The organism is Herbaspirillum frisingense, assembly GCF_047325095.1.
GTDB lineage: Bacteria > Pseudomonadota > Gammaproteobacteria > Burkholderiales > Burkholderiaceae_D > Herbaspirillum > Herbaspirillum frisingense.
On record NZ_CP168558.1, the window covers coordinates 43072 to 63910 of the forward strand.

The 20839-nt window shown below is 58.6% G+C and carries 32 protein-coding genes; all 32 read right to left on the reverse strand.

Annotation, left to right across the window (positions count from 1 at the left end; translation table 11 throughout):
* Window position 1: 1 nt before the first annotated feature.
* Complete coding sequence (gene rpsK / locus ACEOAC_RS00215) at window positions 2-406, reverse strand: 30S ribosomal protein S11 (protein ID WP_006464911.1); 405 nt, start codon at window positions 404-406, stop codon at window positions 2-4.
* 42 nt (window positions 407-448) lie between these two features.
* The gene (gene rpsM / locus ACEOAC_RS00220) at window positions 449-814 is read right to left on the reverse strand and encodes a 30S ribosomal protein S13 (protein ID WP_006464912.1); all 366 of its coding nucleotides are present in this window, start codon (window positions 812-814) and stop codon (window positions 449-451) included.
* A 28-nt stretch (window positions 815-842) separates the two neighbouring features.
* The gene (gene rpmJ / locus ACEOAC_RS00225; protein WP_006464913.1) at window positions 843-956 is read right to left on the reverse strand and encodes a 50S ribosomal protein L36; all 114 of its coding nucleotides are present in this window, start codon (window positions 954-956) and stop codon (window positions 843-845) included.
* Between the two features lie 30 nt (window positions 957-986).
* On the reverse strand, window positions 987-1205 hold the full coding sequence (gene infA, locus ACEOAC_RS00230) for a translation initiation factor IF-1 (protein ID WP_005663428.1): 219 nt from the start codon (window positions 1203-1205) through the stop codon (window positions 987-989).
* Between the two features lie 33 nt (window positions 1206-1238).
* The gene (gene secY / locus ACEOAC_RS00235) at window positions 1239-2570 is read right to left on the reverse strand and encodes a preprotein translocase subunit SecY (protein ID WP_006464914.1); all 1332 of its coding nucleotides are present in this window, start codon (window positions 2568-2570) and stop codon (window positions 1239-1241) included.
* 19 nt (window positions 2571-2589) lie between these two features.
* The gene (rplO, locus tag ACEOAC_RS00240; RefSeq protein WP_006464915.1) at window positions 2590-3024 is read right to left on the reverse strand and encodes a 50S ribosomal protein L15; all 435 of its coding nucleotides are present in this window, start codon (window positions 3022-3024) and stop codon (window positions 2590-2592) included.
* Window positions 3025-3050: 26 nt separating this feature from the next.
* Window positions 3051-3230 (reverse strand): 50S ribosomal protein L30, encoded by a 180-nt coding sequence (rpmD, locus tag ACEOAC_RS00245; protein WP_006464916.1) that lies wholly within the window; start codon window positions 3228-3230, stop codon window positions 3051-3053.
* Between the two features lie 10 nt (window positions 3231-3240).
* Window positions 3241-3759, reverse strand: coding sequence for a 30S ribosomal protein S5 (gene rpsE, locus ACEOAC_RS00250; protein ID WP_006464917.1), 519 nt, complete (start codon window positions 3757-3759; stop codon window positions 3241-3243).
* A gap of 12 nt (window positions 3760-3771) precedes the next feature.
* Window positions 3772-4134: a 50S ribosomal protein L18 gene (gene rplR / locus ACEOAC_RS00255; protein ID WP_006464918.1), complete on the reverse strand. Its 363-nt coding sequence runs from the start codon at window positions 4132-4134 to the stop codon at window positions 3772-3774.
* A gap of 12 nt (window positions 4135-4146) precedes the next feature.
* Window positions 4147-4680 (reverse strand): 50S ribosomal protein L6, encoded by a 534-nt coding sequence (gene rplF, locus ACEOAC_RS00260; RefSeq protein ID WP_006464919.1) that lies wholly within the window; start codon window positions 4678-4680, stop codon window positions 4147-4149.
* A gap of 10 nt (window positions 4681-4690) precedes the next feature.
* Window positions 4691-5086 carry a 30S ribosomal protein S8 gene (gene rpsH, locus ACEOAC_RS00265; RefSeq protein ID WP_006464920.1) on the reverse strand — a complete coding sequence of 132 codons (396 nt, stop codon included), beginning with the start codon at window positions 5084-5086 and terminating at the stop codon, window positions 4691-4693.
* 14 nt (window positions 5087-5100) lie between these two features.
* Window positions 5101-5406 carry a 30S ribosomal protein S14 gene (rpsN, locus tag ACEOAC_RS00270; RefSeq protein WP_006464921.1) on the reverse strand — a complete coding sequence of 102 codons (306 nt, stop codon included), beginning with the start codon at window positions 5404-5406 and terminating at the stop codon, window positions 5101-5103.
* Window positions 5407-5413: 7 nt separating this feature from the next.
* Window positions 5414-5953, reverse strand: a complete 540-nt coding sequence (gene rplE, locus ACEOAC_RS00275; protein ID WP_006464922.1) for a 50S ribosomal protein L5 — start codon at window positions 5951-5953, stop codon at window positions 5414-5416.
* A 5-nt stretch (window positions 5954-5958) separates the two neighbouring features.
* Window positions 5959-6273, reverse strand: coding sequence for a 50S ribosomal protein L24 (gene rplX, locus ACEOAC_RS00280; protein ID WP_006464923.1), 315 nt, complete (start codon window positions 6271-6273; stop codon window positions 5959-5961).
* A 9-nt stretch (window positions 6274-6282) separates the two neighbouring features.
* Window positions 6283-6651, reverse strand: a complete 369-nt coding sequence (gene rplN / locus ACEOAC_RS00285; protein WP_006464924.1) for a 50S ribosomal protein L14 — start codon at window positions 6649-6651, stop codon at window positions 6283-6285.
* 196 nt (window positions 6652-6847) lie between these two features.
* A complete protein-coding gene (rpsQ, locus tag ACEOAC_RS00290; protein ID WP_006464925.1) occupies window positions 6848-7120 on the reverse strand; it encodes a 30S ribosomal protein S17 in 273 nt (90 codons plus the stop codon).
* Window positions 7117-7311, reverse strand: coding sequence for a 50S ribosomal protein L29 (rpmC, locus tag ACEOAC_RS00295; RefSeq protein ID WP_006464926.1), 195 nt, complete (start codon window positions 7309-7311; stop codon window positions 7117-7119). Before rpmC ends, rpsQ begins: the two co-directional genes overlap by 4 nt.
* Before the next feature lie 13 nt (window positions 7312-7324).
* On the reverse strand, window positions 7325-7744 hold the full coding sequence (gene rplP, locus ACEOAC_RS00300; RefSeq protein WP_006464927.1) for a 50S ribosomal protein L16: 420 nt from the start codon (window positions 7742-7744) through the stop codon (window positions 7325-7327).
* Between the two features lie 2 nt (window positions 7745-7746).
* Window positions 7747-8565 (reverse strand): 30S ribosomal protein S3, encoded by an 819-nt coding sequence (gene rpsC, locus ACEOAC_RS00305; protein WP_006464928.1) that lies wholly within the window; start codon window positions 8563-8565, stop codon window positions 7747-7749.
* Between the two features lie 9 nt (window positions 8566-8574).
* Window positions 8575-8907 carry a 50S ribosomal protein L22 gene (rplV, locus tag ACEOAC_RS00310; protein ID WP_008334132.1) on the reverse strand — a complete coding sequence of 111 codons (333 nt, stop codon included), beginning with the start codon at window positions 8905-8907 and terminating at the stop codon, window positions 8575-8577.
* 6 nt (window positions 8908-8913) lie between these two features.
* Window positions 8914-9189 (reverse strand): 30S ribosomal protein S19, encoded by a 276-nt coding sequence (gene rpsS / locus ACEOAC_RS00315; protein ID WP_006464930.1) that lies wholly within the window; start codon window positions 9187-9189, stop codon window positions 8914-8916.
* 10 nt (window positions 9190-9199) lie between these two features.
* On the reverse strand, window positions 9200-10027 hold the full coding sequence (gene rplB / locus ACEOAC_RS00320; protein ID WP_006464931.1) for a 50S ribosomal protein L2: 828 nt from the start codon (window positions 10025-10027) through the stop codon (window positions 9200-9202).
* On the reverse strand, window positions 10027-10344 hold the full coding sequence (gene rplW, locus ACEOAC_RS00325; RefSeq protein WP_006464932.1) for a 50S ribosomal protein L23: 318 nt from the start codon (window positions 10342-10344) through the stop codon (window positions 10027-10029). Before rplW ends, rplB begins: the two co-directional genes overlap by 1 nt.
* Window positions 10341-10961, reverse strand: a complete 621-nt coding sequence (gene rplD / locus ACEOAC_RS00330) for a 50S ribosomal protein L4 (protein WP_006464933.1) — start codon at window positions 10959-10961, stop codon at window positions 10341-10343. The genes rplW and rplD overlap by 4 nt, the downstream gene beginning before the upstream one ends.
* A gap of 3 nt (window positions 10962-10964) precedes the next feature.
* Window positions 10965-11621 carry a 50S ribosomal protein L3 gene (gene rplC, locus ACEOAC_RS00335; protein WP_006464934.1) on the reverse strand — a complete coding sequence of 219 codons (657 nt, stop codon included), beginning with the start codon at window positions 11619-11621 and terminating at the stop codon, window positions 10965-10967.
* Window positions 11622-11793: 172 nt separating this feature from the next.
* Complete coding sequence (gene rpsJ, locus ACEOAC_RS00340) at window positions 11794-12111, reverse strand: 30S ribosomal protein S10 (RefSeq protein WP_006464935.1); 318 nt, start codon at window positions 12109-12111, stop codon at window positions 11794-11796.
* Window positions 12112-12206: 95 nt separating this feature from the next.
* On the reverse strand, window positions 12207-13397 hold the full coding sequence (gene tuf, locus ACEOAC_RS00345; protein ID WP_034312043.1) for an elongation factor Tu: 1191 nt from the start codon (window positions 13395-13397) through the stop codon (window positions 12207-12209).
* Between the two features lie 109 nt (window positions 13398-13506).
* A complete protein-coding gene (gene fusA, locus ACEOAC_RS00350; RefSeq protein WP_006465488.1) occupies window positions 13507-15612 on the reverse strand; it encodes an elongation factor G in 2106 nt (701 codons plus the stop codon).
* A gap of 126 nt (window positions 15613-15738) precedes the next feature.
* Window positions 15739-16209 (reverse strand): 30S ribosomal protein S7, encoded by a 471-nt coding sequence (rpsG, locus tag ACEOAC_RS00355; RefSeq protein WP_006465489.1) that lies wholly within the window; start codon window positions 16207-16209, stop codon window positions 15739-15741.
* Window positions 16210-16364: 155 nt separating this feature from the next.
* Entirely contained in the window at window positions 16365-16748 is a 384-nt protein-coding gene (gene rpsL / locus ACEOAC_RS00360; protein WP_006465490.1) for a 30S ribosomal protein S12, read from the reverse strand.
* A 326-nt stretch (window positions 16749-17074) separates the two neighbouring features.
* Entirely contained in the window at window positions 17075-18223 is a 1149-nt protein-coding gene (locus ACEOAC_RS00365; protein ID WP_413628632.1) for a hemin-degrading factor, read from the reverse strand.
* A 28-nt stretch (window positions 18224-18251) separates the two neighbouring features.
* Window positions 18252-20492: a TonB-dependent hemoglobin/transferrin/lactoferrin family receptor gene (locus ACEOAC_RS00370; protein ID WP_413443709.1), complete on the reverse strand. Its 2241-nt coding sequence runs from the start codon at window positions 20490-20492 to the stop codon at window positions 18252-18254.
* Window positions 20493-20839 lie beyond the last annotated feature (347 nt).

Below are 20839 nucleotides of genomic sequence, written 5' to 3' on the forward strand. Positions count from 1 at the left end.
CTTAGATGCGACGGCGCTTCGGCGGACGGCAACCGTTGTGCGGGACCGGGGTCACGTCCTGGATCTGGGTGATCTTGATACCCAGGTTGTTCAGAGCGCGCACTGCGGATTCACGGCCCGGGCCAGGGCCCTTGATACGCACTTCCAGGTTCTTGATGCCGCATTCGATCGCGACCTTGCCGGCGCTTTCAGCGGCGACCTGGGCGGCGAACGGAGTCGACTTGCGCGAACCCTTGAAGCCAGCACCACCCGAGGTCGCCCACGACAGGGCATTGCCCTGACGGTCGGTGATCGTGATGATGGTGTTGTTGAATGAAGCGTGAACGTGCGCGATGCCTTCAGCAACGTTCTTCTTAACTTTCTTACGAACACGCGATGCTGCTGCGTTGTTGGGGGACTTTGCCATAATTTCTTCCTTGAATCCGACCAGTGCTTGCGCCTGCCGGGATTATTTCTTCAGCGATTGAGCGGCCTTGCGCGGACCCTTGCGAGTACGGGCGTTGGTGCGGGTGCGTTGACCACGAACCGGCAGGCCGCGACGGTGACGCAGACCGCGGTAGCAACCCAGGTCCATCAAACGCTTGATGTTCATGGACAACTCACGGCGCAGATCGCCTTCCACGACGAACTTGGCGATTTCGTCACGCAGCTTTTCCAGCTCGTTATCGTCCAGGTCCTTGACCTTCTTGTTGGTCGGAACGCCGGTAGCAGCGCAAATGTCTTGTGCGCGCGGACGGCCAATACCATAGATGGCGGTCAGGCCGATTACGGTGTGCTGATGGTTGGGGATGTTGACCCCTGCAATACGTGCCATTCGTTATTCCTCGATCAATAACGTTAAGTTAACCCTGGCGCTGCTTGTGACGGGGTTCGGTGCAGATCACACGAACGACGCCATTGCGCTTGATGATTTTGCAGTTGCGGCAGATCCGCTTGACTGATGCGAGCACTTTCATTGTGGCCCTCTTTCTTTCAATGTTTCACTGTTACTTGGTTCGGAACACGATACGTGCCCGGCTCAAATCGTAAGGCGTCAGTTCCACCGTTACCTTATCGCCAGGCAGGATACGGATGTAATTCATGCGCATCTTGCCGGAAATATGGCCGAGTACAACGTGACCGTTTTCCAACTTAACCCTGAATGTCGCGTTGGGCAGATTTTCAAGAATCTCGCCCTGCATCTGAATAACGTCGTCTTTTGCCATTCCGTGTCTTCTTCCTCTGGGGCATGAGGCCGCTTATCGCGGTGTCATGCCACCCTTGAAATTAGCTTTGCGGAGCAACGATTCATACTGCTGAGACATCACATAGTTCTGCACTTGGGCCATGAAATCCATCGTCACGACCACAATGATCAGCAGCGATGTGCCACCGAAATAGAACGGTACCTTCCAGCGTGCGATCAGGAACTCTGGCAACAGGCACACCAGAGTGATGTACACGGCGCCGGCCAGGGTCAGGCGCATCAGGATCTTGTCGATATAACGCGCCGTCTGATCACCCGGACGGATACCCGGAACAAACGCACCACTCTTCTTCAGGTTGTCTGCCGTTTCCTTGCTGTTGAACACCAGTGCGGTGTAGAAGAAGCAGAAGAAGACGATAGCCACCGCATACAGCAAGGCATGGATCGGTTCGCCTGGTGCCATCGATGCCGCCAGATCCTTCAGAAAACGAATGAAGGGATTTGACGAATCACCCGATGTGAACCAGCTGGTGATCGTGGCCGGGAACAGGATGATCGACGATGCAAAGATCGGCGGGATCACGCCAGCCATGTTCAGCTTCAGCGGCAGGTGGCTGCTTTGACCACCGTAGATCTTGTTGCCGACCTGACGCTTCGCATAGTTCACCAGGATCTTGCGCTGACCACGTTCGATGAAGACCACCAGGAACGTCACCAGAGCCACGATCACGCAGATCAGGATCGCCGACAGGGCATTCATCGAACCGGTACGAACCAGCTCGAACAAGCCGCCCAGAGCATTCGGCAGGCCTGCTGCAATACCCGCGAAGATGATGATCGAGATGCCATTGCCCAGACCCCGTTCGGTGATCTGTTCGCCCAGCCACATCAGGAACATCGTGCCGGTGATGAGCGTCACCACCGTGGTCATACGGAAGGCCAGACCCGGATCCAGCACCAGGCCGGCTTGCGATTCCAGCGCCACCGCAATGCCCAGCGCCTGGAAGGTCGCCAGCACCAGGGTGCCGTAACGGGTGTACTGCGTGATCTTGCGACGACCGGCCTCACCCTCTTTCTTCAATGCTTCCAGCTGCGGCGAAACCACCGACAGCAGCTGCATGATGATCGATGCCGAGATATACGGCATGATCCCCAGTGCGAAGATCGTAAAGCGCGACAGGGCACCACCGGAGAACATGTTGAACATGCCCAGAATGCCGCCCTGATTCTGCTTGAACAGCTGCGCCAACTGCGTCGGATCAATACCCGGAACCGGGATATGTGCACCGATGCGATAAACGATCAACGCTCCCAGCAGGAACCACAAACGCCCCCAGGGGAAGCCTTTTGCGGCACCTTTCGCTAATTGAGGAGTAGTTGCCAATTAATGCTCCGGGACCGGATCACTCAGCGATGGAACCACCGGCTGCTTCGATAGCGGCCTTGGCACCAGCAGTTGCGATCAGACCCTTGACGGTTACCTTCTTGGTCAGTTCGCCAGCCTTGATGATACGCACGACACGAGCCAGTTCCGACACCAGGCCGGCTTGCTTCAGTGCCAGCACGTCGATCTCGGCGACGGGCAGCTTTTCCAGGTCGGACAGGCGAACTTCAGCCTTGTAAGGCGTAGCCAGCGACTTGAAACCGCGCTTGGGCAGACGGCGTTGCAGGGGCATCTGGCCGCCTTCGAAGCCGACCTTGTGGAAACCGCCCGAACGCGACTTCTGACCCTTGTGACCACGACCGGCAGTCTTGCCCAGGCCAGAGCCGATACCACGACCGACGCGACGCTTAGCGTGCTTCGCGCCTTCTGCGGGTTGGATAGTGTTTAATTGCATGATTCGCTCCGTTCGCAAGCTGACGCTTACGACACCACTTTCACAAGATAGGACACTTTGTTGATCATGCCACGCACCGACGGGGTGTCTTCCAGTTCGGACACCGAGTTGACGCGACGCAGACCCAGACCGCGCACGGTTGCGCGGTGGTCCTGACGAGTACCGATCAGACCCTTGACCAGCTTGACTTTGATTGTGTTAGCCATCTCGATCACCTTAGCCCAGGATTTCTTCGACCGACTTGCCGCGCTTGGCAGCAATTTCAGCCGGAGTGTTCATCTTCGACAGACCGTCCAGGGTGGCACGGACCATGTTGTAGGGGTTGGTCGAACCGGTCGACTTGGCCACCACGTTGGTCACGCCCATCACCTCGAAGATCGCGCGCATCGGACCACCGGCGATGACGCCAGTACCGTCCTTGGCCGGCGAGATCATCACCGACGAAGCGCCGTGCTTGCCGATGACGGTGTGCTGCACGGTACCGTTCTTCAGGGTGACCTTGATCAGCTTGCGACGTGCTTCTTCCATTGCCTTCTGCACGGCGACGGGCACTTCCTTGGACTTGCCCTTACCCATGCCGATGCGGCCATCGCCGTCACCAACCACTGCCAGCGCTGCGAAACCCATGATACGGCCACCCTTCACCACCTTGGTGACGCGGTTGACTGCGATCATCTTTTCGCGCATGCCGTCATCAGGCTTGTCGCTTTGCGTTTTCGATTGCATTTTTGCCATGATCGATAATCCTTAGAACTTCAGGCCGGCTTCACGCGCAGCCTCAGCCAGCGCCTTGACGCGACCGTGATAACGGAAACCGGAGCGGTCGAATGCGACTTCAGTCACACCGGCCTTCAGAGCCTTCTCTGCAACGCGCTTGCCGATCAGGGCGGCAGCGGCGGCATTGCCACCCTTGCCGGATTGACCAGCCAGCTCGGCGCGGACTTCTGCTTCCAGAGTGGAAGCGGAGGCCAGCACGTTGGCGTCGGGGCCGATGACGCTGGCGTAGATGTGCGTGTTGGTACGGTGCACAGCCAGACGATTCACCTTCAGTTCTGCGATCTTGGCGCGAGTCTGAGTCGCACGGCGCAGGCGAGATTGTTTCTTGTCCATCGTCAACCCCTATTACTTCTTCTTGGTTTCTTTGAGCGTCACCACTTCGTCAGCGTAGCGCACACCCTTGCCCTTATAGGGTTCGGGTTCGCGGTACGCGCGAATTTCAGCGGCGACCTGGCCAACCACCTGGCGATCGATACCCTTGATCAGGATTTCGGTCTGGGTCGGGGTCTCAACCTTGATGCCGGCAGGCATCTGGTGAACGATGGGGTGCGAGAAGCCCAGCGACAGGTTCAGCTTGTCGCCTTGTGCTTGTGCACGGAAACCCACGCCGACCAGGTTCAGCTTCTTTTCGAAGCCCTTGGTGACGCCGTTGACCATGTTGTTGACCAGAGCACGCAGGGTGCCCGACATCGCGTTGGCTTCGCGGCTGTCGTCAGCCACTTCGAAGCTCAGCGAGCCATTGTTGTTGACCACCTTGACCTTCTTGGTCAGCGGTTGGGTCAAGGAGCCCAGCGGGCCCTTGACGGTGATTTGCTCTGCAGTGATGGTCGCTTCCGCGCCACTCGGCAGTGCAACAGGCATTTTACCTACACGAGACATCTTGCACTCCTTAGGCCACGTAGCAAATCACTTCGCCACCGACACCGGTTGCGCGTGCTTTGCGATCAGTCATCACGCCGCGCGGGGTGGACACAATCGCCACACCCAGGCCATTCATGACGTTCGGAATATCATCCTTGCCCTTGTAGATGCGCAGACCCGGACGGGACACGCGCTCCAGGCGCTCGATGACCGGACGGCCAGCGTAATACTTCAAACCGATTTTCAATTCAGCCTTGCCATCTGCGGCAACCACGGCGAAATCTTCGATATAACCCTCGTCCTTGAGGACGTTGGCAATGGCAACCTTCACCTTGGAAGACGGCATGACGACGGTGGTCTTGTTCACGCCTTGTGCATTGCGGATACGGGTCAGCATATCGGCGATAGGATCGCTCATACTCATTGCTTCTTCTCCTATTACCAGCTAGCTTTGGTCAAACCCGGGATTTCGCCGCGCATGGCGATTTCACGGACCTTGATACGGCCCAATCCGAACTTGCGGAAAGTACCACGGGGACGGCCAGTCAGCGCGCAACGGTTACGTTGGCGGGTCGGAGCCGAGTTACGGGGCAGCGCCTGCAGCTTCAGACGTGCTTCGTAACGCTCTTCATCCGACTTCGATTGGTCGTCGATAATAGCCTTCAACTCGGCGCGCTTGGCAGCATACTTCTTCACCATTTCTGCGCGCTTCTGTTCACGGTTAATCAGTGCCAGTTTTGCCATGGCATCCTCAGTTTCTGAACGGGAATTTAAATGCGGCGAGAAGCGCCTTCGCTTCGTCGTCGGTCTTTGCAGTCGTGGTGATGCTGATGTTCATGCCACGCAGTGCATCGATCTTGTCGTACTCGATTTCGGGGAAGATGATCTGCTCTTTCACACCGATGTTGTAGTTGCCACGACCGTCGAACGCACGACCCGACACACCACGGAAGTCACGCACGCGCGGCAGGGCCACGGTGATCAGACGATCCAGGAATTCGTACATGCGGGCGCCACGCAGGGTCACCATGCAACCGATCGGATAGCCTTCGCGGATCTTGAAACCTGCGATAGCCTTGCGAGCCTTGGTCACCACCGGCTTCTGGCCAGCGATCTTGGTCAGATCGCCAACGGCGTGCTCGATGATCTTCTTGTCCGCAACTGCTTCCGACAGACCCATGTTCAGGGTGATCTTCAGGATGCGCGGAACTTCCATCACCGACTTGTACGAATACTTCGTAGTCAGATCGGCGACGACCTTATCTTTATAAAACTGTTGAAGACGTGCCATGATGTTTAAACCTTAACGACTTCGCCGTTGGACTTGTAAGCGCGGACCTTCTTGCCGTCCACTTCCTTGTAAGCCACACGATCTGCCTTGCCGGTCGCCGCGTTGAACAACGCGACGTTCGACACATGAATTGGCATCAGCTTATCGACGATGCCGCCAGTTGCACCAGTCATCGGATTGGGACGGGTCGCCTTCTTTGCGACATTCACGCCTTCCACGACGACATAATCGGCGCTGACGCGAGCAGTCACGACACCGCGCTTGCCCTTGTCTTTGCCGGTCAACACGATGACTTCATCGTTTTTACGAATCTTTGCCATGACCACTCCTTACAGAACTTCAGGTGCCAGGGAGACGATCTTCATGAAGCGCTCTGTACGCAGCTCACGAGTCACCGGCCCAAAGATACGGGTGCCGATGGGCTCGAGCTTGGCGTTCAGCAGGACGGCAGCATTACCATCGAACTTGACCAGCGAACCATCCTGACGACGCACGCCCTTGGCGGTGCGAACGACGACAGCGTTATAAATTTCACCCTTCTTGACGCGACCACGCGGTGCTGCGCTCTTGACAGTAACCTTGATCACATCGCCAATGCCCGCATAGCGGCGCTTGGAACCACCCAAGACCTTGATGCACAGAACTTCGCGCGCACCAGTGTTGTCGGCCACTTCGAGCCGGCTTTCAGTTTGAATCATGATATTTTCTTTCCCAACTTAATCCGCTTCGCACGATGCGCTGGCGGTCAGTCTTGGTCCTGTTAGCAAGCGAACTCGCTAGTTAGGGGACGAATAGAGCTACTCTTGAGCCTCTCTTTGCAGGCTTATGCTTACAAAGAAAGAGCTCGATATTATGGCAGCATAATATCGAGCACGCAAGTACTACATTTACTGCTTAGACGATTTGTGCTTCCTGCACCACACGGGTCACAGTCCACGACTTCGTCTTGGAGATCGGACGGCTTTCGGTGATTTCCACCACATCGCCGGCCTTCGCCGAGTTTTGCTCATCATGCGCATGGTACTTCTTGGTGCGCTTGATGATCTTGCCGTACAGCGGGTGCTTCATTTGACGCTCGATTTCGACAGTGACGGTCTTGTCCATCTTGTCCGACACAACTTTGCCAATCAGCGTGCGCTTGAGCGCTTGTTTCACTTGATCGTTCATTGTTGGCCATCCTTCGAGTTGATCACAGTTTTCACACGTGCGATGTCGCGACGTACCTTCTTCAGCTGTGCGGTATTGTTCAGTTGCTGGGTCGCAATTTGCATGCGCAGGCTGAACTGGGCCTTCAACAGCTCGCCCAGTTCCTTTTCCAGCCCTGCCTTGTCCTTACCGCGGAGTTCCGATGCTTTCATGTTCCGCTCCTAATTATTGACCGACTTGGCGAACAACGAAAGTCGTCGCAAGCGGCAATTTGGCAGCAGCCAAACGGAACGCCTCGCGAGCCAGGGTTTCGTCCACACCGTCCATCTCGTACAGTACCTTACCCGGCTGGATTTCAGCCACGTAGTACTCCGGATTGCCCTTACCGTTACCCATACGCACTTCAGCAGGCTTCTGGGAGATTGGCTTGTCCGGGAAAACGCGGATCCAGATACGACCACCGCGCTTGATGTGACGGGTCATCGCGCGACGAGCAGCTTCGATCTGACGAGCAGTAATACGGCCGCGGCCAACTGCCTTCAGACCAAAATCGCCGAACGAGACGGCGGTTCCGCGGGTGTGCGAAATGCCGGTGTTACGACCTTTTTGTTCTTTACGATATTTTCTACGTGCTGGTTGCAGCATGATTATTCTCCTGCTTTCTCAGCCGACACACCGGCATCGGCAGCTTGAGGACGACCACCGCCACGCTTTGCACCGGCGCCAGGAGCACCAGTCTTGGAGCGGGGACGTGCACCCGGCTTGCCGTCGTCACGACGGGGACCACGACGCTTCTTGTCGTCTTCCGGTTCACCGACCAGCACCGGCGCTTCGCCGTTTGCCAGGCGATCGCCCTTGTAGACCCACACCTTCACACCGATGATGCCGTAGGTGGTTTCAGCTTCGCCGAAGCCATAGTCGATATCGGCGCGCAGGGTGTGCAGGGGCACACGGCCTTCACGGTACCATTCGGTACGTGCGATTTCGATGCCGTTCAGACGACCCGACGACATGATCTTGATGCCTTGGGCGCCCAGACGCATGGCGTTCTGCATCGCACGCTTCATGGCGCGGCGGAACATGATGCGCTTTTCCAGCTGCTGACAGATCGAGTCAGCGATCAGCTGAGCATCGGCTTCCGGCTTGCGGATTTCTTCGATGTTGACGTGCACGGGCACGCCCATCAGCTTGGCCAGTGCCGACTTCAGCACTTCGATGTCTTCACCCTTCTTGCCAATCACAACGCCCGGACGGGAGCTGTAAATGGTGATGCGGGCATTCTTGGCCGGACGCTCGATGACCACACGGCCGACCGAGGCGTTCTTCAGCTTCTTCTTCAGGTAAGCACGGACCTTCAGGTCCTCGTTGAGCATGTCGGCAAAGTTGTTGTTGCCTGCATACCAACGCGAGCCCCAGTTACGTGTAACCGCCAGACGGAAACCGGTTGGATGAATCTTCTGTCCCATCGTGACTCCTTAGTTTCCGACGGTCACGTAGATGTGACACGACTGCTTGGAAATACGATCACCACGGCCCTTTGCACGCGCTGTGAAGCGCTTCAGGACCGCACCCTTTTCCACATAAATGGTCTTGACTTTCAGCTCGTCAATGTCGGCACCATCGTTGTGCTCGGCGTTCGCGATTGCGGACTCCAGAACCTTCTTGATGATGACCGCGCCCTTCTTGGGGCTGAAGGCCAAGATATTCAGTGCCTGATCAACTTTTTTACCGCGGATCAGGTCTGCAACCAGGCGGCCTTTCTGGGCCGACAGGTGCACACCGCGCAGAGTAGCTTTAGTTTCCATCATAGGACCTTATTTCTTAGCCTTCTTATCGGCAGCGTGACCCTTGAAAGTACGGGTCAGCGCGAATTCGCCGAGCTTGTGACCAACCATGTTTTCCGACACATAGACAGGCACGTGTGCCTTGCCGTTGTGCACGGCGATGGTCAGACCGATGAAGTCGGGCATGATGGTCGAACGACGCGACCAGGTCTTGATCGGCTTCTTGTCCTTGGTAGCCTGGGCAGCCTCAACCTTTTTCACCAGGTGGGCGTCGCAGAAAGGACCTTTTTTCAATGAACGTGTCATGTTTTATCCTTTATTTCTTGCCGCGACGCGAGACAATCATCGAAGTCGTACGCTTGTTGCTACGAGTCTTCTTGCCCTTGGTCTGCTGGCCCCACGGCGAAACCGGGTGACGGCCAGCGGCGGTCTTGCCTTCACCACCACCGTGCGGGTGATCCACCGGGTTCATGACAACGCCACGAACGGTCGGACGCACACCGCGCCAACGGGTTGCACCGGCCTTACCGATCTTGCGCAGGTTGTGCTCGCCGTTACCGACTTCACCGATGGTGGCGCGGCATTCGATGTGAACGCGACGCACTTCACCGGAGCGCAGGCGAACCTGAGCGTAGGTACCTTCGCGTGCCATCAGCACGACAGCGGCACCGGCGGTACGGGCGATTTGCGCGCCCTTGCCCGGCAGCATTTCCACGCAGTGGATAGTGGTACCGACTGGGATGTTGCGGATCGGCAGGGTGTTGCCCGACTTGATCGGAGCTTCAGAACCGCTGATCAGCTGATCGCCAACCGACACGCCCTTGGGAGCGATGATGTACTTGCGCTCACCGTCCGCGTAGCACAGCAGTGCGATGTGCGCGGTACGGTTCGGGTCGTATTCGATACGCTCGACCTTGGCAGGAATGCCATCCTTGTTGCGACGGAAGTCGACAACACGGTAGTGCTGCTTGTGACCACCGCCGATGTGGCGGGTGGTGATGTGACCGTTGTTGTTGCGGCCGGCGGTCTTGGACTTCTTTTCGACCAGCGATGCCAGCGGACGGCCCTTGTACAGGTCGGGATTGACGACCTTGACCATGCCGCGCCGACCGGGCGAGGTCGGCTTCACTTTTACGAGTGCCATTATTTAGCCTCCTCGGTGAAGTTGATTTCTTGACCCGGCTTCAGGCTGACGAAAGCACGGCGGGTGTGGTTGCGGCGGCCCATACCGTTGCGCGAGCGCTTCTGTTTGCCCTGACGGTTGGCGACTTGCACCGATTCCACTTCCACCTTGAACAGCAGTTCGACGGCGGCCTTGACTTCCAGCTTGGTAGCATCCTTGGCGACCAGGAAGACGACTTGCTCGTTCTTCTCGGCGACGAAAGTTGCCTTTTCGGAGATCACCGGTGCCAGCAGCACCTTCATCAGGCGCTCTTCGCTATGTTTCACGATTGCGTTCATGCCAGCAACTCCTCAATCTTTGCCAGAGCCGGCTTGGTGATCAAGACATTCTTGAAGTACACCAGCGACACGGGATCAGCTTGACGCGGCTCGACCACCAGCACGCCCGGCAGATTGCGCGAGGCCAGCAGCAGCTTTTCGTCCAGGCTGTCGGTAATAACCAGCACCGATTCCATGCCCATGCCCTTCAGCTTTTGGGCCAGCAGCTTGGTCTTCGGGGCTTCGACGGCGAATTCTTCCACGACCGACAGGCGGCCTTCACGTGCCAACTGGGACAGGATCGAGCAGACACCTGCGCGATACATCTTCTTGTTGACCTTGTGGGTGAAGTTTTCGTCAGGCGAGTTCGGGAAGATACGACCACCACCGCGCCACAGAGGCGACGAGGACATACCGGCACGTGCACGGCCAGTACCCTTTTGACGCCACGGCTTCTTGGTGGTGTGGCTGACTTCTTCACGATCCTTTTGCTTGCGATTGCCGCTACGAGCGTTAGCTTGGTAGGCAACCACGACCTGGTGGATCAGGGCTTCGTTGTAGTCACGACCGAAAATGGTATCCGGCGCAGCGACGTTCGAAGCAGCTTGACCTTGGTCATTCAGGAGCTTCAGTTCCATTGATTAAGCCCCCTTCTTCGCTTTGACTTTGACTGCCGGCGAAACGATCACTTGACCGTTCTTGGCGCCGGGAACGGCACCCTTCACCAACAGCAATTGACGCTCTGCGTCCACACGGGCGATTTCCAGGTTCTGGACGGTGGTCTTGACATCACCCAGATGACCGGTCATGCGCTTGCCGGGGAACACGCGGCCCGGATCCTGCGCCATACCGATGGAGCCAGGAACGTTGTGCGAGCGGGAGTTACCGTGGGTCGCGCGACCCGATGCGAAGTTGTAACGCTTGATGGTACCGGCGTAGCCCTTACCGATCGACACGCCTTGCACGTCGACTTTCTGGCCAGCTTCAAACATGCCGATGCCAACGACGTCGCCTGCCTTCAGTTCGGCAGCCTTGGAAGCGTCAACACGGAATTCTTTGAGGACAGTACCTGCCTCGACGCCAGCTTTGGCGAAGTGGCCGGCGGCGGCTTTCACCACGCGCGAAGCGCGGCGTTGACCGAAGGTCACCTGAACAGCGGAATAACCATCCACTTCAGGCGTTTTGATTTGTGTCACGCGGTTGTTGGACACGTCCAGCACGGTCACAGGGATCGAATCCCCATCTTCCGTGAAGATGCGCATCATACCAACCTTGCGACCAACAAGGCCCAGGCTCATTGTTTTCTCCATTCCCGCCTGCGATTGGGCGGGGCTGATGTTCGTACTACCATAAATTGCAGGCTTTGCGGACGCAAAACCCACATCGAAGCCGAGTATTATAGCCCCTAAAAGAAAAGCGCACAACCGAGGTTGTGCGCTTTTCCAACACTACACCTGCTGATGACTGCAATTACTGCAGCTTGATTTCGACATCAACGCCAGCGGGCAGGTCCAGCTTCATCAATGCGTCAACCGTCTTGTCGGTCGGATCGACGATATCCATCAGGCGCTGATGGGTACGGATTTCGAACTGATCGCGGGAAGTCTTGTTGACGTGCGGCGAACGCAGGACGTCGAAGCGCTGGATGCGGGTCGGCAGGGGAACCGGGCCCTTGACGACAGCGCCGGTACGCTTTGCGGTGTCAACGATTTCCAGAGCGGACTGGTCGATCAGACGATAGTCGAAAGCTTTCAGACGGATACGGATTTTTTGGCTAGGAACCGACATGATTTTCCTTTAAAGAACGAACCGGGGATGGGGATCATCCCCGGCGATGTTAAAAATGCGACTAGTGTTGCTTTGCTGCTACTGCGATTCGACGATTAGTCGAAGATCTTGGCGACGACGCCGGCGCCGACGGTACGACCGCCTTCACGGATGGCGAAACGCAGACCTTCTTCCATGGCGATCGGGTTGATCAGTTGCACGGTGATCGACACGTTGTCGCCCGGCATGACCATTTCCTTGTCCTTCGGCAGTTCGATCGCACCGGTCACGTCAGTGGTACGGAAGTAGAACTGCGGACGGTAGTTGTTGAAGAACGGGGTGTGACGGCCGCCTTCGTCCTTCGACAGAACATAGATCTCGCCGGTGAAGTGCTTGTGCGGCTTGATCGAACCCGGCTTGGCCAGAACCTGGCCGCGCTGCACGTCTTCACGCTTGGTACCACGCAGCAGAACGCCAACGTTGTCACCAGCTTGACCTTGGTCCAGCAGCTTGCGGAACATTTCCACGCCGGTGCAAGTGGTCTTCTGGGTGTCGGCGATACCGACGATTTCGATTTCCTCGCCGACCTTGATGATGCCGCGCTCAACGCGACCAGTCACCACGGTGCCACGACCGGAGATCGAGAACACGTCCTCCACCGGCATCAGGAAGGTACCGTCAACAGCACGTTCCGGGGTCGGGATGTAGGTGTCCAGCGCTTCAGCCAGGGCCATGATCGCTTGCTCGCCCAGGGGACCGGTGTCGCCTTCCAGCGCCAGCTTGGCCGAACCCTTCACGATGGGCAGGTCGTCGCCAGGGAACTCGTACTTCGACAGCAGTTCACGGACTTCCATTTCCACCAGTTCCAGCAGCTCTTCGTCATCCACCATGTCAGCCTTGTTCAGGAAGACGATGATGTAAGGAACGCCGACCTGACGCGACAGCAGGATGTGTTCACGGGTCTGGGGCATCGGGCCGTCAGCGGCCGAGCACACCAGAATCGCGCCGTCCATCTGCGCAGCACCGGTGATCATGTTCTTCACATAGTCGGCGTGGCCTGGGCAGTCAACGTGCGCGTAGTGACGATTGGCGGTTTCGTACTCGACGTGCGCGGTGTTGATGGTGATGCCGCGGGCCTTTTCTTCAGGCGCTGCGTCGATCTGGTCGTATGCCTTCGCTTCGCCGCCGAACTTCTTCGACAGAACGGTTGCGATTGCAGCGGTCAGGGTGGTCTTGCCGTGGTCAACGTGACCGATGGTACCGACGTTCACGTGCGGCTTGGTCCGTTCAAACTTGCCTTTTGCCATTTTAAATTTCCTTCAAAAGAACGATGTGTTCGATGTTCAATATTCAATGATTGGCTGGTGATCCAGCCGGCGATCCCTTCCACACGGAAGAGACCGCCCTTGCTGCAACTTACTTGGCCTTGGAGGTGACGATTGCGTCGATCACGTTCTTGGGCGCTTCGGAGTAATGCTTGAATTCCATCGAGTAGGTTGCACGGCCTTGGGTAGCCGAACGCAGCGTGGTCGAGTAACCGAACATTTCCGACAGAGGCACTTCGGCCTTGATGATCTTGCCACCGCCGCCGGCGATTTCATCCATGCCTTGCACCATACCGCGGCGGGACGACAGGTCGCCCATCACGGTACCGGCGTAGTCTTCCGGGGTTTCCACTTCGACGGCCATCATCGGTTCCAGGATGACCGGGCTGGCGCGACGGCAACCGTCCTTGAAGGCCATCGAGCCGGCCATGCGGAAGGCGTTTTCGTTCGAGTCCACATCGTGGTACGAACCGAAGAACAGGGTGACCTTCACGTCAACCACCGGGTAACCGGCCAGCACGCCGGTGTTCAGGGTTTCACGCACACCCTTTTCAACGGCCGGGATGAATTCGCGAGGAACGGTACCGCCCTTGATGGCGTCGACGAACTCGAAGCCCTTGCCGGCTTCTTGCGGCTCGATCTTCAGCACGACGTGACCGTATTGACCACGACCACCCGACTGCTTGACGAACTTGCCTTCGGATTCTTCGCAGGTCTTGCGAATGGTTTCGCGGTAAGCCACCTGCGGCTTGCCGACGGTGGCTTCAACGTTGAATTCACGCTTCATGCGGTCGACGATGATGTCCAGGTGCAGCTCGCCCATACCGGCGATGATGGTCTGGCCCGATTCTTCGTCGGTACGCACGCGGAAGGACGGATCTTCAGCAGCCAGGCGGTTCAGGGCCAGGCCCATCTTTTCCTGGTCGGCCTTGGTCTTGGGCTCGACAGCCTGCGAGATCACCGGCTCGGGGAAGACCATGCGTTCCAGCACGACCATTGCCTTGTCGTCGCACAGGGTGTCACCGGTGGTGGTGTCCTTCAGGCCCACGACGGCGGCGATGTCACCGGCCATCATTTCCTTGATTTCTTCACGCTGGTTGGCGTGCATCTGAACGATACGGCCGATACGTTCCTTCTTCGACTTCACCGAGTTCAGCACGGTGTCGCCCGAGTTCAGGGTACCGGAGTAGCAACGGATGAAGCACAGCTGACCAACGAACGGGTCGGTTGCGATCTTGAAGGCCAGGGCGGAGAACTTCTCGTCGTCCTTGGCTTCGCGCACGACCGGCTCGTCGTCTTCGTTCAGGCCCGGAACCGGGGGGATGTCCACCGGCGACGGCAGGTACTCGATCACGCCGTCCAGCATGGCTTGCACGCCCTTGTTCTTGAAGGCGGTGCCGCACATCATCGGGACGATTTCGCCGGAGATGGTGCGTTGACGGATGGCGCCCTTGATTTCGGCTTCAGTCAGGTCGCCTTCTTCCAGGTACTTGTTCATCAGGTCTTCCGATGCTTCAGCAGCGGTTTCGACCAGGTTTTCGCGCCATTTCTGGGCGTCAGCCTTCAGATGCTCGGGAATGTCGCGGTAGTCGAACTTCATGCCCTGGGAAGCGTCGTCCCAGTAGATCGCGCGCATCTTGACCAGGTCGATCACGCCTTCGAAGTTTTCTTCGGCGCCGATAGGCACTTGCATCGGGATCGGGTTGGCCTTCAGGCGGGCGCGCATCTGGTCGTAGACCTTGAAGAAGTTGGCACCGGTACGGTCCATCTTGTTGACGAAGGCCAGACGCGGGACCTTGTACTTGTTGGCCTGACGCCACACGGTTTCCGACTGGGGCTGCACGCCGCCGACTGCGCAGTAGACCATGCAGGCGCCGTCGAGCACGCGCATCGAGCGTTCGACTTCGATGGTGAAGTCAACGTGACCCGGGGTGTCGATGATGTTGATGTGGTGGGCCGGGAAATTGTTCGCCATGCCCTTCCAGTAACAGGTGGTCGCAGCGGAGGTGATGGTGATACCACGCTCTTGTTCTTGCTCCATCCAGTCCATGGTGGCGGCGCCGTCGTGCACTTCACCGATCTTGTGGTTCACACCGGTGTAAAACAGCACGCGCTCGGTCGTGGTGGTTTTGCCAGCATCGATGTGCGCGGAGATACCGATGTTGCGGTAGCGCTCAATGGGGGTCTTGCGAGCCATGATTTATTCCTAAGTCTTTAATGCACGAAACCGAGCGTCATTTTTTTCAAATAAACGCTCGGCTCGAACCAATTTAAGATGCAGACCAGGGCACTCCCGGATAGAGAGGCACTGGCCCAGTCTTTGTTAGAAGCGGAAGTGCGAGAACGCCTTGTTCGCTTCTGCCATGCGGTGCACTTCATCACGACGCTTCATGGCGCCGCCACGGCCTTCGGCGGCTTCCATCAGTTCACCACCCAGGCGCTGCGGCATCGACTTTTCGCTGCGCTTGTTGGCGGCTTCACGCAGCCAGCGCATCGACAGGGCCATACGGCGCACCGGACGCACTTCAACGGGCACCTGGTAGTTGGCGCCACCGACGCGGCGGGACTTCACCTCCACCATCGGCTTGCAGTTGTTCAGGGCTGCGGAGAACACTTCCAGCGGGTCCTTGCCCGACTTGGTCTGGATGTAGTCGAAGGCACCGTAGATGATGTTTTCAGCGACGGACTTCTTGCCCGACAGCATCAGCACGTTCACAAACTTGGCGACTTCAACGTTGCCGAACTTCGGATCCGGCAGAATTTCCCGCTTGGGGACTTCACGACGACGTGGCATTTCGATTCCTTTCAATCTTCAGTTGAGTGGGCGAACCCTGCTTCAACTTCGCCTGCACTCGCGGAGAGCCATCATGGCTTCCACTTACTCGGCCCGACCTGGACCGACTCTGAGTCTGTTCACACGACGCAGTGCGTCATGATAAACACCAATTATTACTTCTTCGCTGCCTTGGCGCGCTTGGCACCGTACTTCGAGCGAGCTTGCTTACGATCCTTGACGCCCTGGGTATCCAGTGCACCGCGAACCATGTGGTAACGCACACCCGGCAAGTCCTTCACACGGCCGCCGCGGATCAGCACGACGCTGTGCTCTTGCAGGTTGTGGCCTTCACCGCCGATGTACGAAATGACTTCGAAACCGTTGGTCAGACGCACCTTGGCCACCTTACGCAGCGCCGAGTTCGGCTTCTTCGGAGTGGTGGTGTAGACGCGGGTGCAAACACCGCGCTTCTGCGGGCTGTTTTCCAGCGCCGGCGATTTGCTCTTCACGATCGCGCGGACACGTGGTTTGCTAATCAGTTGATTGATGGTTGGCATCGTTTTAATCCAACAAAGTACAACATTGAAAACAGGTTCCGGAATCGGTTGCCCGGAACCACACAGGAAACTCTTGCGCGAAGACTACGCGCGTATCGGATTTAAGACCGGAAGGGAGATCAGCGTCGCAGAAGCGATGATTCAGACCAAAGAACGCATAAGCCCGGGAGAGCCTAAATTCGAGAACTCGCGAGTATATGCCTGAAATACCAGCGGGTCAACCGGGAGCGGCCTTTGGCGCGGATTTCAGGCCGTCTATGGCCATTTCACCACGGTTTTACAGTAGCAAAACGGCAATGTTTTCCAGCTTGCAATAGAGGCTGTGATCAGGTGCGGGGCAAGTCTGCCACCATGCGGCGCCATTGTTCGGTTTCTGGCTGGCCGCGGTCCCGGCGCGAGAAGAAATTGACCAGCTGGCGTCCGGCTGCATCGTAGAACTCCACCGAGGTGACGATGCCATGGTCGGTAGGCCGACGTACCACCCAACCATGATGAATCGCGCCGCTGCGCACATGCAGCTCGAAGTCGGCAGCCGATGCGTTGTACCACTCCCCCTTGATCGCAGTCTGGTCGATGAGGCCACTGTAGATCTGCGTCATGCCACCATTGCTGACGAACACCATGATCGGCTGATGCCGCGACCTGGCATCCTCGATGAGCAGCTGCAGGGCCTGCGGTCCGATGCGCCAGGCGGATTGGCTACCAATCAGCTCCAGCGCCTGTTCGCGGCTGAGCTTCAGTTCCCGCAGCAGGCGCGGGAACTGGTGTACGTCGGTCAGCTCCTGCCACGACTGGCGCAGTTCGGCGATATCGGCCGAAGAGGGGTTGCCACGCACAGAGGGGGCAGACGCCGGCAAGGGCTCCACCTGCAGCGCGGCCCGCTGGTCGGGCAAGCGGAACTGGCTGACCAGCCGCTCGAAGTCAGCGACATGCTGCTCATTGTCGAGATAGATCTTGTGCACCGCCTGCCCATGGCGATCGAAGAACTGCAGGCTGCGGCTGGTCTTGCCGTCCCGCGCTGGCTGGACCACGGCGAACGCGCTGCCCCACTGCGCAGCGCCGAAGCGCAGGTCGATGGCGCCGCCGGCCAGGCCGGTGCCCGGCACCGCCCTGCCCTGCTCGTCGCGGCGTATCGGCGCCACCTCACCAGCACGTTCCAGCACCACATCGTCATTGCGGGTGATGGCCTTGATGCGCCCCAGTTCGGGGAGATGCTCGTAGAGCGCCTGGATTTCCTTGGCATCGGCCCCCAGCCGCGTGGCCTGCCAGGTGATGCCGGCCGCCAGCAGTTGGGCTTCGGACACCCCCAGTTGGCGGGCCGCATCGCGCGGATGCAGCTTGGGCTGCGCCTGGTGCAGTTGGGACCAGCGTTGGGCCAGCGTGGGCGCCGTGTTGGCACAGCCGGCTGCGGCCAGCGTCGCTGCCAGCAGCAAGCCCAAGGTATACAAGCGGATGGTTTGCCTAGGTCGGTTCATTGCAATTCCTTTCATACGTGCGGATGATTCAGTATTCGATCTTCAGGCTGACGTTGAAGCTGCGGCCGGGCTCGGTGTAGGCATCCTTGTTGATCGCGCTGTCTGCCAGCGACAGCCCCCGGATGTCGGTCCAGCTCCAGTACTTGCGATCGAACAGATTGCGGATGCCGGCGGTGACGGTCATGTTGGGGGTCAGGTGATAGCCACCCGAGAGGTCGGCTACAAAGAACGAAGGCGAGACGAAGTTGGTCGCCGTCGGAATGTCCGCCTTCTTCTTGGCGGCGTTGTAGATCAGGTCTGCCTGCGCGAACCATTGCCGGCTGCGTTCATAGCGCAGGCCTGTCACCACCGACAGCGGAGCCACCGACTCCAGCCCCTGCTCCACGCCATTGCTGGTGGTGGTCCCCTTGGTCCAGGCGAAGCCGCTCTTGAGCGTGAAGCCATTGTCGAGCTGGTAGTCGATGCGGGCTTCCAGCCCGTGGATCTCGGCCTTGGCCGCATTGCGATACTGGAAGATGGTGGGATTGGCCACCGTCAGGTTGCCCCCCACCGTCACCAGGTCGATGAAGTTGCGGTAGTTCCCTTTGTAGGCAGCAACGCTGTAACGCAGGGCACCGGGTCCTGCCGCCAGCTTGCCGCGCACACCCAGTTCCACCGTGTTGCTGGTCTCGGGCTTGAGGTCAGGATTGGAGACCTGCCTGTAGACGGTGTTGTTGAAGAAGGAATTGACCTCCTGCGGCGAGGGGGATCGGAAGCCACGCGCGTATTGGACATAGGGAATGAAGCCCGGTGCCACCTCGACCAGGAAGGCCAGGCGGGGCGAAAAGGCGCTGTCGCGGCTGCTCACTGCCGGCTGGCCATTGGCGACGGCCTGGGCATCGTACTTGGCGCTGGCCTTGGGCTTGAGCTCATAAGCATCGAAGCGCAGACCGGCGATGGTGGTCAGTGCCCCGGTCCGCATTTCATCCTGCACATAGGCTCCCAGTTGCGTGTACTCGGTCTTGGGGAAGTACTGGCAGTACTGGGTGCCGGTGCAACTGCTCCAGCCGGTGCCGTTGGCGTTGACCTGCAAGGTGGACAGGCTCAGGTCCAGCCCGTAGACCAGCTTGTGGCGCCAGGCATCCGTGCCGAAATTGCTCTCGGCCAGGACGCTGCCGGCGAGCATCTGGTCACGGTAGGACACTTCGCGGAATCGTGGCCGCACCAGAGATGGCGTGCTGGTACCGGCCTCGTAGGTAGTCTGGTCGGTATCGGCATTGCGGTAGCTGAGACTGGCCTTGATCTTCTGTATCCAGGGCTGCTCCGCATCTGCGTGCTCGTAAGCCAGCGTGGCACGCTGGCCCTTGGCCTTGCTGCTGGTACGGTAGTCGGTGATACCAGTGCCGAGTGCCGAGAGACTCTCGCCGCTGTCGCGCTCTTCGGTGGCCTGCAGAGTGAGCTTGAAGCTGTCCACCCCATTGGGCCGATACACGAGTTTGCCCAATGCCGACCGGTTGGTATAACTCATCGGATCGGGCGTGGTGCGGGCGCTGCCGCGCACGTCGTTGCTGCCCTTGTTGTCGGTCTCCTCGCCATGGCGGACATTGAGGACCAGCATCGCCTGCCATTGATCGCCGCCCCAGGCGGCGCTGGCTGCTGCACCGAAACTGTGGTCCGCGCTGTCGTAGGAAGGTTTGAACGAGAAATAGCTGCTTTTGCCGAACACATCGAGCAGGTCCGAGGGGTCCTTGGTGATGAAATTGACCGCCCCGGTCAGACCATCGCTACCGTAGAGCGAGGAGGCCGGCCCGCGCAAGACCTCGATGCGGCGATACAGTTCGGTATCGGTCGTGGCGCCCCGCCCTACGCTGGCCACGCCCTGGCTGAAGGCGCGCGGCATGCTGATGCCGTCCTCCAGCATCAGCACCCGGTTGCCATCCAGGCCGCGAATGCTGATGCCTTCGTTACCGCCCCGCCCGGTCGTGGCAGTCGCGCCGGTGATGCCCGACATCCGGTAGACCGAGCGTCGTACCTCGACACCGGGCTCATAGCGCAAGGCATCCTTGATATCCCTGGCGTTGTGGCCTTCCATTTCCTCCGACGTGATCACCGAGACGGTCGCCGCCGCGTGATCAAGATCGGTACTGCCGGAACGATTGGCCGTCACCACCACGTCCTGCAGCTTCTTGCTGCCGGCCTGGGCCAGGACGATGGATGGGTCTGGTTGACTGGATTGCTGGTCGGACGATTGCGCGAAAGCGCCGGCGCATAGCCACTGCTGCAGCGCCATCAACACGGCCGCTGCACACCTCGATTTGCATGGAAACACTGGTAACCACCCCTTGATCAGGTTCGGTTACTAGCGATTGCTGGCTACCTCTTGGAATGAAAACGACCTGCTGGCGCAGGCCGCGACGTAAGCTGTGCCGGGTCCCTCGGACTGTCACAGATGAGAATAATTATTATCTGGAGATGATAGGACATTCACTCATCCTTGGCAATGTCTGTCCCCTGTGCCCCCACCACGAACAGGGTGATGATGCGCGTCGCACGGACGAAAAAAAAGCGCCGGAATTGCTTCCGACGCCGTTCTGTCCTGCTGGCGTTCATTGCCGGGTGGCCCATCCTGCCGGCCAC